The following is a 14,208-nucleotide window of genomic DNA, read 5'->3' as shown; positions in this document are numbered from 1 at the left end:
TCAGCTCTTCCCTCCGTCGCCCGATTTGCGCGCCCTGGCCAGTCTTCGCAGAGCTGCGATCTCCCGCATGGCTTCCGCCATCGGCTGCGCCGGGTACCCTCCCCAAATCTCGCCTGCGGGGACGTTGCTCATGAACCCGCTTCTTGCAGCAAGCTTGGCCCCTGTCCCTACCGTCAAGTGATCCGCAAGACCGACACCGCCACCCATGGTGACGTTGTCGCCCACCGTTACGGAACCGGAAATACCCGAAAGGCCGGCGATTATGCAATTGCGGCCGATGCGGACGTTATGAGCGATCTGGACCAGATTGTCGATCTTGGTGCCTTGACCGATAATCGTGTCGGACATGGCGCCGCGATCGACCGTGGTATTGGAGCCGATCTCGACGTCGTCCTGGATGACGACCCGGCCGATTTGCGGCACGCGCTCCGGACCCTTGGCGCCGGCCACGAAGCCAAAACCGTCCTGGCCGATGCGGGCGCCGCCATGAATGATGACGCGGTTGCCGATCAGCGCGTACTGGATGCTGGCGCCTGGGCCGACATAGCCGTCGCGGCCGAACTGGCAGGAGGGACCGATAACGGCATGAGGAGCAATGACGGTTCCGCTGCCGATAGAAGCGCGAGGGCCGATGATCGCGCCGGCCTCGACGATCGCGCCGGCCTCGACGCGCGCCGATGGATCGATATGGGCATGCGGCGAGATACCGGTTTCGCCGGTCATCGGCGCCGGTGTCGCAGCCGCCGGGAAAAGCAGGCGGCCGACCATCGCGAAAGCCTGTTGCGGGCGCGGATGGATCAGAACCGCGATACCCGCCGGCGCTTTGCCGGCAAATTCGGCGGGGCATAGAACCGCCGCTGCTCGCAGCGATTGCATTAGCGCGAAGTTGCGTCTGCCATCGACAAAGACAAGAGCGTGCTCGCCGCCTTCGCTTGCCGGCGCCAAGGCTTCGATCGATCTATCGGAGAGGTCGGAATCGACAAGCACCGAGCCGGTCAGATTCGCGACTTCGCCAGCCGTATACCGGCGTGATGGCGCGAAGAACACCGGATCGGTCATTCCAGAAGCTATATCCAGCTAGCGCACGACCCCGAAAATCGGAATCGATTTTCGGAAAGGATAATGCGCAAAATCAAAGTCCTGCAGCGTCCTTTGCGCGTCCAGGAGGACACGCGGCGCCGTAGTGTCGAATTACTTTCTTCCGGACCGCTACGGCCCGGACGTATCGTTGCCCGCCGATCAGAACCGGGACGATATGCCGAAGTTGAATTCCTGCACGTCGTCGGTGTCCTCCTTGAGGACTGGGATCGCATAGTCGATGCGGATCGGGCCAAAAGGCGACGCCCACATCAAGCCGACGCCGGCCGAGGCACGCCATTCCATGCTGGTTGTCGATGGATCAACACCCGCCACATCGTTGCCATAAAGTGTCGCCGCATCGGCAAAGACCGCGCCGCGCAGGCCGAAGCTCTCCGGAATGATCGGCATCGGAAACTGAGCTTCCGCCGAGGCGTTGAAATAGGTGGTGCCGCCGAGATGGTCGTCAAAGCCCTGGTTGTCGACAGGACCGATGCCGCCATAGGCGAAGCCGCGGATCATGCGGTCGCTGCTCTGGAAATGATCGAAGATGCGCAGGTCGTCGTTGCCGAAGCCCTGGATATGGCCAGCCCCGCCCGAAATCAAACCAACCAGATCAAGCTGCTCCGACAACGTCTGATAGACGCTGCCGCGCGTTGTCACCTTGACGAATTTGGCGTCGCCGCCGAGGCCGGCGAATTCCGTGGTGACATTGGCGAAGATGCCTTCATGCGGGTTCTTCATGTCGTCGATGGTGTTGTAGACCAGGCCGAGACTGACCGACGACTTGAGCCACGGGCTTTCCGCAATGCCATTTAGGATAGCCGTAGAGACGGTGCAGCCAGGGAGATCGCAATCATCGTCGAGCTTGTACTTCTCCTGCGAGATATTATACGCCAGCTGCGTCGAGATGTCGTCGGTGATCGGCAGGCCGAAACGCACTGTCGCGCCTAGCGTCTCGCTCTTGTAGTCGTCGTATTCCCTGGTCCGGTTGAAGACATCGAAACCGGCGGCAATGCGCCGCCCGAGGAAATAGGGCTCGGTGAAGGAGAAGCTGTAGTCGCGCGAATTCTTGCCGCCGCCCGCCGAAAGCCTGATGAACTGGCCGCGTCCGAGGAAGTTGCGTTCGCTGATCGATCCTTCGATGGTCGGGCCTTCGGTGTCGCCACCGCTCGAATAGCCGGCGCCGACGGAGAACTCGCCGGTCGACTTCTCGACCACGTCGACCACCAGCACCACCTGGTCAGGCTCAGAGCCGGGCACGGTCGAAACCTCGACTTTCTCAAAAAAATCGAGCGCTTCCAGCCGTTTCTTCGCGCGCTGGATGAGAACCTGGTTGAATGCATCGCCCTCACTCACGTCGAATTCTCGGCGAATGACATAGTCGCGTGTCCGGTCGTTGCCGCGGATCTCGATGCGCTCGACATAGGCCTTGGTGCCCTGGTCGATCGTATAGACCACTGAAATGGTGTGGTTCTCGAAATTGCGGTCGCCGCGCGGCGTCACCTGGGCGAAGGGATAGCCGGAACCGGCGACCCTCTCGGTCAATGCAATGATGGTGTCTTCGACGTTCTCGGCGTTGTAGACATCGCCCTTGTGGGTTTCGACCACCGACTGCAGCGATGCGCCGTCGACTTCGGGAATCGTGCTCTCGACGCTGATGTCGCCGAAGGTGTAGCGCTCGCCCTCCTGCACGGTGATGGTCACCGTGTATTTATTGGTGGTTTCGTCGAGCTCGCCGACCGCGGAAATCACCTGGAAATCGGCATAGCCGTGATTGTAATAAAAACGGCGCAGCAATTCCTGGTCGGCGTTGAGCTTGTCTTCGTCATAGACGTCGTCGCGCAGCACGAACGAAAGGATGGTCGAGCGCTTGGTCGAAATGACATCGGACAGGCGACGGCTCGAGTAGGCGCTGTTGCCGACAAAATTGATCGCGGCGATCTGTGTGCGGCCGCCTTCGTTGATGTTGAACACCACGTTCACGCGGTTGTCGCCGAGATCCATGATCTGGGTGGTCACGGCGGCGTCGTCGCGGCCGATACGCCTGTAGGCGGCCTTGACCGCCTCGACATCGGCATCGAGCGCCTGCTGCGAGAACGTTCCACGCGGCTTCAACTGGACCGCGGCCGCCAGCGCGTTGTCCTTGAGCTTCTTGTTGCCCTGGAACAGCACCTGGTTCACGACCTGATATTCGGAAACCTTGATGACCAGCGTCGAACCGACCTGGTTGATCTGGACGTCCGAGAACAGCCCGGTGCCGAACAGCGCCTTGACCGCCTCGTCGATATCGGCGCTGGAAAACGGCCTGCCGGGCTTGATCGTGACGTAGTTGCGGATCGTCTCGGCGTCGACACGCTGATTGCCGCTGACTTCAACTCTTGAAACAACAGCGGCCTCGGCCGCCGATGTGGCAACGAACTGCACTGCGAGCGCACCTGGTACGACCAGGGCGGCGGACAGGGCCACCGCGGACGCGGCGCTCAGAAACTTGGATGCTGCCTTCATCGGGCTTTTGTACCTTTTCTCGAAGTCCCCACGGCGAGAAAACCGGACGTGCGGTAATTTCCCCTACCGTATTAACCGGATTTTCCCTACACGCAAGGCTCCTGGTTAATTTGTATTTACTTAACCCAATTGCGTGGCTTTCGCGTCACGCATATCCCCACGCATGGTAAACGGCGTCTCAACATTGGCTGTGCTGAAGCCAAATTTCTTCATGATTTCAGCATCCAAACAGGTCGTTCCAGAAAACAAACCCCATGAAGCCCAAGACGAGAAGCAGGCCAGCCCTGTAGCCCAACTCCATCATCCGTTCCGACACCGGTCGCCGAATGATGGCCTCCACGCCGTAGAACAGGAGATGGCCGCCGTCGAGCGGAGGAATCGGCAAAAGGTTCAGAATACCGATCCCGACCGACAGCAGGGCGACAAGTTGCACAAGCCAGTCGAAGCCGAGTTTCGCCGCCTGCCCCGACATCTTTGCGATCTTGATTGGGCCGCCCAGCTGGCATTTGTCTTCGCGACCGACAACGAAACGCTGCAGGAACTGACCGGTGCGCTGAATGATGTATCCGGTCTCCTCGACCGCCGCCCCTACCGCTCCGACCGGGTTATAGGTGATCAGCCTGGGCTGGCCGAATTCCTGGTTGTTGACGACGCCGATCACCGCCACCTTGACCTTGTTGCCCAGCCCGTCTTGCTGCTCCATCAATTCCGGCGTCGCCGTAACGGTGATCTCCTTGCCGTCGCGCAGCATGACGAAGGTGATGGGGTCGCCACCGCGGCCCGAGACCCGGCGCTGGACGTCGGCGAAGGTCTGGACCTTGCTGCCGTCGACGCTGACGAAGCGGTCTCCGGGCAGGATGCCGGCCCTGGCCGCTGGGCTGCCCGCAGTGACTTCAGCCACCATTGGCTCCAGCACGGGCCGGCCATAGGCGGAAAACAGCACCGCAAAGACGGCGATCGTCAGCAGAAAATTGAACAGCGGGCCAGCCACCACAGTTGCCGCGCGCTTCCAGACCGGCTGCGTGTGAAAAGCGACCTTGCGTTCGGCAGCCGTCAGCGTTTCGATCTCCTCCGAACTGGGCTGGCTCGAGGTGGCGTTCATGTCGCCGACGAATTTGACGTAGCCGCCAAGTGGAATGGCGCAGAGTTTCCAGCGCGTGCCATGGCTGTCATTAAAGCCGAAGAGCTCCGGGCCGAAGCCGATCGAAAAGACCTTCACGCCGATGCCGCACCAGCGGCCGACGAGATAATGGCCCATCTCGTGAACGAACACGACGACGGTCAGCACGAACAGGAAAGGCACCAGCGTGCCGAGGACAAAGCCCTCCGTGCTGAAAACCGCGTGAAGAATCTCGTTCAACTCATGTCCTCAAAATTCGTCCGCAGCACGGTGGTACCGCGACTGTGGCATCAATCCAGGCGAATCCATGGCGCATCCTGCGCAGGTCAAGAAACGAGGCCCGGAATCGATGCCGATCAAGCTGGAAACAGCCCCTGCGCCGGATGGTCGGCGGTCGCCGAAATCCAGCCGATGACGTACAGGGCGAACGCCGCCGCGACAAGCCCGTCGACCCGGTCCATGACGCCGCCATGGCCCGGTATCAGCGTGCCCGAATCCTTGCGGTTGTGGCGCCGCTTCACCCATGATTCGAAAAGGTCGCCAGCCTGGGAGACGAGCGAAAGCACCAGCGCGACGACGCCGAGCACTGCCAGATTGCCGGCTCCGGCCGCAGCGGCCAGAAGCAGCCCGGCAACCACGCCGCCGACAGCGCCGCCGAGCGCACCGCTCTGCGTCTTGCCCGGCGAGATCGATGGCGCCAGCTTCGGCCCGCCGACAGCGCGGCCGACGAAATAAGCTGCTATGTCGGTCGCCCAAACCACCGCGAACAGGAAGAGAATGGCGACGAGGCCGGAATGGTCGCCGTCGCGCAAAAGAGCAAGTGACAGTCCGGAAATGGCGGCATAGGCAAGGCCGGACGCGTCCCACTGTCCCGTTTGATGCATCGAAGTCTGGTGCATCGAAGCCACGACCACGGTGACAACGACCATCACCGCTACAAGAAGCAGCAGCCAGGACGCCGGCAGGCCGGCGACCAAGGCGCCGACGAAAACCAGAAGCAGCGCTTCCGGCAGAAGACCAAGACCCGTGGCGGCGACCGGGCGGCACATTCGCGTCCATTCGTAGAAGATCAGGATCGTCATGGCGGCGCAAAGCAGCCGGAAGGGCAGTCCGCCGAGCCAGGTCAGGCCGACCGTGACGACCGCAAGCACGACGGCAGAAATAACGCGAAGCTGGAGGTTGCTCATCCCTTGGCTGTCACGGCGACGCCTTCAGCGCCAAGCCCGCCGAAACGGCGCTCGCGACCGGCAAAGTCGCGCAATGCGTCAGCCAAATGCTCGCGGCTGAAATCGGGCCAGTAGCAAGGCAGGAAGACAAGTTCGCTGTAAGCCGCTTGCCACAAAAGGAAATTCGACAGCCTGAGCTCACCGCTGGTGCGGATGACCAGTTCCGGATCCGGAATACCCTGGGTGTCGAGAGAGCCGGCAAAGGATTCGGCCGTAATCGCCTCGCTGTCGAGCTCGCCGCGCGCCACCGCAGAGGCAAGCTTGCGCGCGGTGCGCACGATCTCGTCGCGTCCGCCATAATTGAAAGCGATGACCAGGGTCAGAGCGTCGTTGCGGACGGTCAGCGTTTCGGCCTCTTCAAGCAGGCTCCTGATGTCAGGTTGCAGCCCTGCCCTGTCGCCGATGATCCTGACCCGCACGCCATTTTGGTGCAGTTCGGCGAGGTCGCGGCGGATGAAGATTTTCAACAGGCCCATCAGGTCGCTGACTTCGGACTTCGGCCGCGACCAGTTTTCCGACGAGAAGGCGTAGACGGTGAGGAACGAGATGCCAAGGCCAGGAGCGGCGCGCACCGTGTTGCGCAGCGCCTCGACGCCGGCACGATGCCCAGCAAGCCGTGGCAAGCCACGCGCCTTGGCCCAGCGTCCGTTTCCGTCCATGATGATTGCGACATGCGCAGGGCTTGTCATGTTCTCGCTTTCGAGCCAGCAGTGGCCAGACCCTAAACCTGCATGATTTCAGCTTCCTTATCGGAAAGCAGATGGTCGATGGTGCCGATCATCTCGTCGGTGAGCTTCTGGACCTGGTCGGACCGCTTGCGATGATCGTCCTCGCTGATATCGCCGTCCTTTTCCGCCTTTTTGAGGAATTCCATGCCGTCCCGGCGCACGTGGCGCACGGCGATGCGCGCATTCTCGGCATAACCATGCGAGATCTTGACCAACTCCTTGCGGCGCTGTTCGTTGAGCTCGGGCAGCGGAATCCTGAGATTGGTGCCGTCGACGATCGGATTGAAGCCGAGATTGGATTCACGGATGGCGCGATCGACCGCACCGACCATCGACTTGTCCCAGACCGAAACCGAAATCATGCGCGGCTCCGGCACCGACACGTTTGCCACCTGGTTGATCGGCATGGTGGTGCCGTAGGCCTGCACCTGGATCGCATCGAGCAGGTTGCTCGACGCGCGGCCGGTCCGCAGCGAAGCCAGATCGTGCTTGAACGCAGCGATCGCCCCGTCCATGCGCCGTTTGAGATCATCGTATTCGCCACTCATCATCGTCTCCTCGACCCGTTAGCCGGATTCACTTCAGGGTAATCCGTATTCAAGCCTCGATCCGAAAACCGGTTCCCGTTTTTCGCCTACGGAAAACCTTCGGTTCGGCATCGGGCTCCCGATCAGTCGTCCGTGACGACCGTGCAACGTCCGCCGCCCCTCAGAATATCACCGAAACCACCCTTCTCGTGGATCGAATAGACGATTATCGGGATGTTGTTTTCGCGCGCAAGTGCAATCGCGGCCGTATCCATGATCGAAAGACCGCGTTTTATGACTTCGCCATGGCTGATGCGCTCGAAGCGGGTCGCATGCGGGTCCTTCTTGGGATCGGCGGAATAGACGCCATCGACCTGGGTGCCCTTAAACAGCGCGTCGGCGCCGATTTCCGCCGCGCGCAGCGCCGCGGCCGAATCGGTGGTGAAGAACGGATTGCCGGTGCCGCCGGCAAAGATGACAACCTTGCCCTGGTTCATGTAGGCGGTCGCCTGGCGCTGCGAAAAGCTCTCGCAAAGCTCAGGCATGGCGATTGCAGACAGCACCACCGCGTCGACCCCGATCTTGTTCAGCGAGGTGCGCAGCGCCAGCGAGTTGATGACGGTGGCGAGCATGCCCATGTGGTCGCCGGTGACGCGATCTCCGCCCTTGGAGGCAACGGCGACGCCGCGAAAGATGTTGCCGCCGCCAATGACAACCCCAACCTCGATGCCAAGGGTGCGGGCCTCGGCGATGTCGGCGGCGATGCGATCGACCACCGACACGTCGATGCCGAAATGCTGCTCACCCATCAGCGCTTCGCCCGACGCTTTCAGCAAGACACGTCGGTAGAGGGGCTTCACCGTCATCTGGTCCTCATCATTATGCGTGTGACGCGCCGGGGCGGCTTCCCGCGCAGGCGCTGCCCCGAAACATTTGGCGTTGCGATACACGAAGGGCGCTGCGATGTCACGCGGCGCCGGAACCGGCAAACGCTCTTCCAGCCATTGGCTTACACCGGCAAATGCAACTTGTGCGTGCAGATCCTTGCATGAGCAGATCCGGGCATGAGCAGATAGCCAGCCGGCCTGTCGCCGACGCCTGGCCTTCATCGATACCGCGCAAGAAATCGGCCGGGCATCCTCGCGGACACCCGGCCGTAAAGTCTTTCAGAAAGATAGAGTGCGTTTTACTTCTTGACCGCCGCCGCGACTTCCGCCGCAAAATCGGTCTCGTCCTTCTCGATGCCCTCGCCGAGCGCGAAGCGCAGATAGGCAGTGATCTTGGCCGGTGCGCCGATTTCCTTCTCGGCATCCTGCAGCGCCTTCTCGACGGTGATGTCGGGATTGAGCACGAAAGCCTGCTTGAGCAGCACGACCTCTTCGTAGAACTTGCGCAGGCGGCCCTCGACCATCTTCTCGATAATCGCTTCCGGCTTGCCGGACTGGCGCGCCTGGTCGGCGAAGATCGCCTTCTCGCGCTCGACCGCCGCCGGGTCGAGTTCTTCCGCGGTCAGCGCCATCGGGTTGGTGGCGGCGACATGCATGGCGACCTGACGCGCAAAGGCATTGGCGGCCTGCGCGTTGCCTGACGTCTCGATGGCGACCAGCACGCCGAGCTTGCCAAGGCCGTCGGCAACCGCATTGTGGACGTAGGTTGCGACGGCGCCCTGCTCGACGGTGAGCTTCGCCGAACGACGGAAGCCAAGATTCTCGCCAATGGTGCCGACAGCGTCCTTGATGGTGTCGGCAACCGACTTGTCGGAACCGGGATACGGGGCAGCCGCGACGGCCTCGGTCTTGCCGCCATAGGCGAGCGCCACCTTGGCGACATTGGCGACGATCTCCTGGAAGGCAGCGTTGCGGGCAACGAAATCGGTCTCGGAATTGACCTCGACGACCGCCGCTTCACGCACGCCGGAATCGACGCCGATGAGCCCTTCGGCCGCGGTACGGCCGGCCTTCTTGTCGGCCTTGGAGATGCCCTTCTTGCGCAGCCAGTCGACGGCCTCTTCCATGTTGCCGTTGGTCTCGTTCAACGCCATCTTGCAGTCCATCATGCCCGCGCCGGTCAAGTCGCGGAGTTCTTTGACCTGTGCAGCCGAAATGCTCATTGTCGCCTCTTCGTTTAAAATGCACCGACGCACCACCGGTCCTCGATGATGCGCCTGGCGCCAGCGCTCAGCGCGCCAAAATATGAGAAAGATGAAGGCCGAAACCGGCCTTCGCTGTTACGCTTCCGGTGTCTGGGCGGCCGGTGTCTCGGCGGCCGGCGTCGGCTCGAGTGCCGGCTCGATCGGAGCCTCGGCCAAAGCGCCGACGTCGACACCAAGCGCGCCCTGCTGGCGAGCAATGCCGTCAATTGCAGCCTTGGCGATCAGATCACAATAGAGCTGGATGGCGCGGGCCGCGTCGTCATTGCCCGGAATCGGGAAATCGATCTTGTCCGGGTCGCAGTTGGAATCGATGATGGCGACGACCGGGATGCCGAGACGCTTGGCCTCGAGGATGGCGATCGCTTCCTTGTTGGTGTCGATCACGAACATTAGGTCTGGCGTCGAGCCCATGTCCTTAATGCCGCCCAGCGCCTTGTCGAGCTTCTCGCGCTCGCGGTCGAGGTTGAGGCGCTCCTTTTTGGTGAGCCCCTGGGCCTCGCCAGCCAGCATCTCGTCAAGCTTGCGCAGGCGCTGGATTGAGTTCGAGATCGTCTTCCAGTTGGTCATCATGCCGCCGAGCCAGCGGGAGTTGACATAGTACTGGGCCGAGCGCTGTGCGGCGTCGGCGACGATGTCGGACGCCTGGCGCTTGGTGCCGACGAACAGCACGCGGCCACCCTTGGCGACGGTGTCGGAAACCTGCTTCAGCGCCTGGTGCAGCAGCGGCACCGTCTGCGAGAGGTCGATGATGTGGATGTTGTTGCGGGCGCCATAGATATAGGGCGCCATCTTCGGGTTCCAGCGGTGGGTCTGGTGGCCGAAGTGAATGCCAGCTTCCAAAAGCTGGCGCATGCTGAAATCAGGCAGAGCCATTGTTATGTCCTTTTCCGGTTAGCCTCCACGGACACAGGCATTTCTGGACTTTGTCCTCGAACGCCACCGGAGGTTTCAGCCGGATTTCTCCCGGGCAGACACCAAAGTCCGTGTGTGGAATGAGCGCGCATATAGAGGGGATGCGCGGCAAACGCAAGCGCTGCGGTGTCTTGCGGCTCAGCGTGCGGCGATCAGCGCACCGGTGCCGATCATGGCGCCGCCGGCAAACCTGTTCATCAAGCGCATCCGCCGTGGCGTCTTGAACCAGCCCGAAGCCTGCCCGGCAAGCACCGCATAGACGCCCATAGTGATAATGTTGACGCCGATCACGACCGTAACCACGAGCAGCCCCTCAGCGAAGTTCATTGCATTGAGATCGAGGATCAACGGCATGATGGAGGCGTGGAACAGGATCGCCTTGGGATTGCCCAATGCGATGGAGATGCCGAGGTAAAACGATCGAGACAGTCTTGCCTGCGTAACCTTCAGTCCATTCGATCGCGCGGAAGCCGATCTCCACATCCTGACGCCAAGAAACATCAGATAGGCTGCACCCGCATATTTCAGGATGAGAAAAACCATTCGAAGGTCTGTGCCAGTGCCACGAGGCCGAGCAGCGCCAAAGTCACCAGCACCGCGTCGCCGGCGGCGATACCGAGGCCAGCCAGGAACGCGCGAACGAACCCGCGCGAGACGCCGTTGGCAATGACCGTGAATACCGCCGGGCCAGGCGTGGCGGCGGCAAATGTGATCGCAGCGCAGTAAGCCAGAAATGCCGTCAACGTCATAGTCGTATCTTCCCCTTCGGCACCCGGACCCGCCGGAAAACAGCAACGATCTCCTCGCGGCTGCATTCGACGGCGCCTAGCCGCACCGCGCGGTCGCGCTCGAAGCCGGTTATGTCATAATGCGGCGCCGATGTCTTCGGCGGCCCCTGATAGGACGAGCGCTTGACGCCGAGCTGTGCTGCAAAACGATGCAGCTCGTCGGTGTCGTCGGCCAGCAGGTGACACCAGCGGTGGCCGACCCATTTCCAGATCGCCGCGTCGATATAGACCGCCATGAGGCTTGCCGCACTCCTTCATCTTGCGCCGACCAGCGGAGCCGCAGCTCACCCGCAGCCGAGATCCAGCGTCAGCGATGCCAATGCTAGAGATGCCAATCCTAGCGATGATAGAAGGGATTCGGATAGAAAATGAAGCTGCCGGCGGCTTCGAGTTCGGCCACGGTCGTGGTGATGGTCTCCTGCATGCGCCGGTGCAGTTCGGCGAGAGCATCGTCGATAGAGCCCGGAAAGGCGTGCAATCCCAACGGCTCCGGCACCCGGATATGCGCGCAGCGCGGCCCGGCCGGTTGCGTACGAAGCAATTGACCGTGTCGCGCAGCGTGCCCTTGCAATAATCGTTGCGGATACGCTTCAGATGCTCTGCGATCTCCTCTTGCGCAATGCGCGGATTGGCTGAGGCCCACGGTCCGACGCGTTGGAGACGCTGGATCGTGTCCGCCAGCGAGCGGATCTGTTTTTGTCGCTCGGCGTCGCCGGTGCCTTCCCGCAGCCAGCGGCGCGCCCGGCGCAAAAGCTCGGCGATCTCGCTGGCGCCGGGATCGACCGAAATACCCTCCCCCAGGCGCCGGCTCAATTCGAGCAGCAATTGCTTGTGCCGCGTAGCATACGAAGCCCGTTCGTCGGGCGCCATGCCGCAGGCAATCTCATCGCGCGACAGCAGCGTCGCATAGATATGGTGGACGCGCTCCGGCAGCGTATCGGCGGCACGACGCTCAATCTTCAGGCTCTTCTCGACATAGGCGCATTCCTGCGCCAGCGCCGGCTCGACATTTTTGGTGAAGGCGAGCTTCCAGACAACCGGCGCGATCCAGACTTTGAAATCCTGATCCGTGACGCGACCGCGCTTGAGCGCTTCGAACCCCATCTCGACCGCCCCCGGAAGAAGCGGAGCGACGACATTGCCATGCCAGCCGACGCCGCCTTCGGGATGCAAGAGAACGCCATGCCCTTTCAGCGCCCAGGCGATCGAGTGTTCCTTGGCAGCGCCGCTGTTGCCGGGTATCTGGGCGATCAGATTGTTGGCCAGCCAGAATTTCTGCATGATCCGGCCGAGGCCGTTGACGACGCCATGCGTGGCCCAGGATGCCGCGAGCGGACTGACCCTCGAGACGATCTCCTTGTCGATCATCCAGTCGGTGAAGAATTCCGGATGGTTGGGCGTGATGAACGTTGCCTTGCCTGCGCCGCAACAGGCCTTCAGCCGCTGCCGGTCGTCGTCGGGAAAGTCGATATGGCGGACATTGGCGACACCGCGCAATCCGGCCACGCGGTTGAACGGCAACAGGTCGCGAAACCCGGGAATGCCACGCAGCATGACGACCCGGTTGACGACAGTCATGATCCTGATCAGCGCCGGATTGGGCGTCGGCGCCACGAACACATCGATTTTGCTCAACCCACCCCCCGATCGATCCCTCGGCGTAGAGGTTGAAATGCAATTGCGGCGTGTTCAAGTCATTCGCCGCCGCCTTGCGGGCGTGGCTAACCCAAGGCTCTATTTCGGCGGACAGGGTTTCGTCTGATCGAACAGCGAAAGATTGACCAGCTTGCCGGTCATCGAGAAGTCGTTGTAGTCCATGAGCAGGTCGCGCGTGATGCCGTTCTCATGCAACTTGAAGCTGATCCGGTATTCCGGCACCTCCTCGCCTGACTTGTCGGTGCTGTCGAAATAGGCGATGTCGACTGGCCAGTATTTGTCGGTGGCGAGTTTTGCCAGTGCCGGCACTTCCGGATCGGTCTTGTCGGCATCGGCCTTCTTGCCGACGACGACGGTGGTGGTCATCACCTTGTTGGCATCTTCCGAACCGTCGAACAGGTTGGTTTCGTAGAAATTTTCGCCCTTTTCGGCCTTGTCGATCAGTTCGGCCAGATGCTGCGTCGGAAACTGTGTGGCCGGCAGTTCGACGCTGCTCTTCTCCGGCTTGTCGATGTCGACCTTGAGGCCGTTTGTCTCCTTCGTCGCGGTGCCCTTGACCTCCTTGTCGAGAGTCTGGTCGACAAAGGATTTTGTCACGAACGAGAAGGTCTTGCCTTCGGCGTCCTCGAAAGTGGTCGTCTGCTGGTCGGTCAGCCTTGTATTCTCGTTGGTGACGATCTGGGTGACGAAACGGAACTTCACCGTATAGCCTTCGCAAGGCGAGCCGTTGAACTCATAGACCATGCGGCCGGAAATGCCGGTGATGCCGGAGCGGTCGGAGGCCTTGTCCAGGGTCAGATCGTAAACCGCGCGATGCGCCTGCAGCGCCGGTACGGCAAAAGCCGGCGCCATCGAGAACACCGCTGGCAGCAGGACAGCGTGGAATGCGAGGCGTGTTGCGCGCATGAGGGGCTCCGATCATCGCGCCTGATGGCAGGCCGCAGGGAAAGAGGGTCCAGCTTAAAAAAAGTCGTGGCGGAAGCGAGGCAAAAATTGCAATTTCGGCCCGGCCTGCGCAGCGTCATCAAGCAATAGGGAAATACCATGAGTGAAACAATCGAAAAGCGGCTAAGCGATCTCGGCGTGACGCTTCCGGTCGCTGCCGCGCCCGCCGCCAACTACGTGCCCTGTTGCAGATCAGGCAATCTGCTGTTCATCGCCGGACAGCTGCCGCTCAGCGAGGGCAAGCTGCAGGCGAGCGGCCTGCTCGGCCGTGATGTCGACATCGCAATCGGCCAGGAAGCGGCAAAATACTGCGCGATCAACATATTGGCGCAGGCCAAGGCAGCACTTGGCGATCTCGAGAAAATCCGCCGCGTGGTGAAGATCACCGTCTTCGTCGCCTCGGCGCCGGATTTTTTCGAGCAGCACCTGGTTGCCAACGGCGCCTCGGATCTACTGGTTGCAGTGCTCGGCGATCCCGGCAAGCATGCTCGCGCCGCCGTCGGTGCCGCCTCCCTGCCGCTTAATGCCGCAGTGGAAATCGAAGCCATCTTCGAAGTCGAATGAGCCCG

Annotated in this window: 14 protein-coding genes and 1 pseudogene; 2 read left to right on the top strand and 13 right to left on the bottom strand. The window is 61.6% G+C overall.

What is annotated here, in order from left to right:
• From lpxD to X738_RS87340, 12 genes and pseudogenes are all read right to left on the bottom strand, one after another.
• On the bottom strand, positions 1–1,059 hold the full coding sequence (gene lpxD / locus X738_RS67290) for a UDP-3-O-(3-hydroxymyristoyl)glucosamine N-acyltransferase (protein ID WP_023801227.1): 1,059 nt from the start codon (positions 1,057–1,059) through the stop codon (positions 1–3).
• 180 nt (positions 1,060–1,239) lie between these two features.
• A complete protein-coding gene (gene bamA / locus X738_RS67285) occupies positions 1,240–3,585 on the bottom strand; it encodes an outer membrane protein assembly factor BamA (RefSeq protein WP_023801226.1) in 2,346 nt (781 codons plus the stop codon).
• Between the two features lie 217 nt (positions 3,586–3,802).
• Positions 3,803–4,945, bottom strand: a complete 1,143-nt coding sequence (gene rseP / locus X738_RS67280; RefSeq protein ID WP_023801225.1) for an RIP metalloprotease RseP — start codon at positions 4,943–4,945, stop codon at positions 3,803–3,805.
• Between the two features lie 116 nt (positions 4,946–5,061).
• Positions 5,062–5,892: a phosphatidate cytidylyltransferase gene (locus X738_RS67275; RefSeq protein WP_023801224.1), complete on the bottom strand. Its 831-nt coding sequence runs from the start codon at positions 5,890–5,892 to the stop codon at positions 5,062–5,064.
• Positions 5,889–6,620 carry an isoprenyl transferase gene (locus X738_RS67270; RefSeq protein ID WP_023801223.1) on the bottom strand — a complete coding sequence of 244 codons (732 nt, stop codon included), beginning with the start codon at positions 6,618–6,620 and terminating at the stop codon, positions 5,889–5,891. Before X738_RS67270 ends, X738_RS67275 begins: the two co-directional genes overlap by 4 nt.
• 32 nt (positions 6,621–6,652) lie before the next feature.
• A complete protein-coding gene (frr, locus tag X738_RS67265; RefSeq protein WP_077384157.1) occupies positions 6,653–7,207 on the bottom strand; it encodes a ribosome recycling factor in 555 nt (184 codons plus the stop codon).
• A 122-nt stretch (positions 7,208–7,329) separates the two neighbouring features.
• Positions 7,330–8,052, bottom strand: coding sequence for a UMP kinase (gene pyrH, locus X738_RS67260; RefSeq protein WP_023801221.1), 723 nt, complete (start codon positions 8,050–8,052; stop codon positions 7,330–7,332).
• A gap of 320 nt (positions 8,053–8,372) precedes the next feature.
• Positions 8,373–9,296 (bottom strand): translation elongation factor Ts, encoded by a 924-nt coding sequence (gene tsf, locus X738_RS67255; protein WP_023801220.1) that lies wholly within the window; start codon positions 9,294–9,296, stop codon positions 8,373–8,375.
• 117 nt (positions 9,297–9,413) lie between these two features.
• Complete coding sequence (gene rpsB, locus X738_RS0142580; protein WP_027151898.1) at positions 9,414–10,211, bottom strand: 30S ribosomal protein S2; 798 nt, start codon at positions 10,209–10,211, stop codon at positions 9,414–9,416.
• 177 nt (positions 10,212–10,388) lie between these two features.
• A pseudogene (locus X738_RS67250) lies at positions 10,389–10,999 on the bottom strand (LysE family translocator).
• Entirely contained in the window at positions 10,996–11,214 is a 219-nt protein-coding gene (locus X738_RS67245) for a DUF4031 domain-containing protein (protein ID WP_245277750.1), read from the bottom strand. The pseudogene X738_RS67250 and the gene X738_RS67245 overlap by 4 nt, the downstream one beginning before the upstream one ends.
• A gap of 161 nt (positions 11,215–11,375) precedes the next feature.
• Complete coding sequence (locus X738_RS87340; protein ID WP_245277745.1) at positions 11,376–11,579, bottom strand: hypothetical protein; 204 nt, start codon at positions 11,577–11,579, stop codon at positions 11,376–11,378.
• Positions 11,580–11,692: 113 nt separating this feature from the next.
• Between X738_RS87340 and X738_RS87335 the strand changes: the two genes are divergently transcribed.
• A complete protein-coding gene (locus X738_RS87335; protein WP_245277744.1) occupies positions 11,693–12,709 on the top strand; it encodes a hypothetical protein in 1,017 nt (338 codons plus the stop codon).
• Positions 12,710–12,772: 63 nt separating this feature from the next.
• Here the strand turns inward: X738_RS87335 and X738_RS67235 are convergent, their stop codons facing one another.
• A complete protein-coding gene (locus X738_RS67235) occupies positions 12,773–13,600 on the bottom strand; it encodes a cell envelope integrity EipB family protein (RefSeq protein WP_023801218.1) in 828 nt (275 codons plus the stop codon).
• Positions 13,601–13,738: 138 nt separating this feature from the next.
• On the opposite strand from X738_RS67235, the gene X738_RS67230 reads away from it, so the two are divergent.
• Positions 13,739–14,203, top strand: coding sequence for a RidA family protein (locus tag X738_RS67230; protein WP_023801217.1), 465 nt, complete (start codon positions 13,739–13,741; stop codon positions 14,201–14,203).
• Positions 14,204–14,208 lie beyond the last annotated feature (5 nt).

This window comes from Mesorhizobium sp. L48C026A00 (assembly GCF_000502375.1).
GTDB lineage: Bacteria > Pseudomonadota > Alphaproteobacteria > Rhizobiales > Rhizobiaceae > Mesorhizobium > Mesorhizobium muleiense.
This window is presented reverse-complemented; position numbering and strand designations above follow the sequence as displayed.

What these genes read in the sequence shown, in the direction of transcription:
- lpxD (WP_023801227.1), bottom strand. Translation starts at nt 1,059, where the DNA reads ATGACCGATCCGGTGTTCTTCGCGCCATCACGCCGGTATACGGCTGGC.
- bamA (WP_023801226.1), bottom strand. Translation starts at nt 3,585, where the DNA reads ATGAAGGCAGCATCCAAGTTTCTGAGCGCCGCGTCCGCGGTGGCCCTG.
- X738_RS67275 (WP_023801224.1), bottom strand. Translation starts at nt 5,892, where the DNA reads ATGAGCAACCTCCAGCTTCGCGTTATTTCTGCCGTCGTGCTTGCGGTC.
- X738_RS67270 (WP_023801223.1), bottom strand. Translation starts at nt 6,620, where the DNA reads ATGACAAGCCCTGCGCATGTCGCAATCATCATGGACGGAAACGGACGC.
- frr (WP_077384157.1), bottom strand. Translation starts at nt 7,207, where the DNA reads ATGAGTGGCGAATACGATGATCTCAAACGGCGCATGGACGGGGCGATC.
- pyrH (WP_023801221.1), bottom strand. Translation starts at nt 8,052, where the DNA reads ATGACGGTGAAGCCCCTCTACCGACGTGTCTTGCTGAAAGCGTCGGGC.
- tsf (WP_023801220.1), bottom strand. Translation starts at nt 9,296, where the DNA reads ATGAGCATTTCGGCTGCACAGGTCAAAGAACTCCGCGACTTGACCGGC.
- rpsB (WP_027151898.1), bottom strand. Translation starts at nt 10,211, where the DNA reads ATGGCTCTGCCTGATTTCAGCATGCGCCAGCTTTTGGAAGCTGGCATT.
- X738_RS67235 (WP_023801218.1), bottom strand. Translation starts at nt 13,600, where the DNA reads ATGCGCGCAACACGCCTCGCATTCCACGCTGTCCTGCTGCCAGCGGTG.
- X738_RS67230 (WP_023801217.1), top strand. Translation starts at nt 13,739, where the DNA reads ATGAGTGAAACAATCGAAAAGCGGCTAAGCGATCTCGGCGTGACGCTT.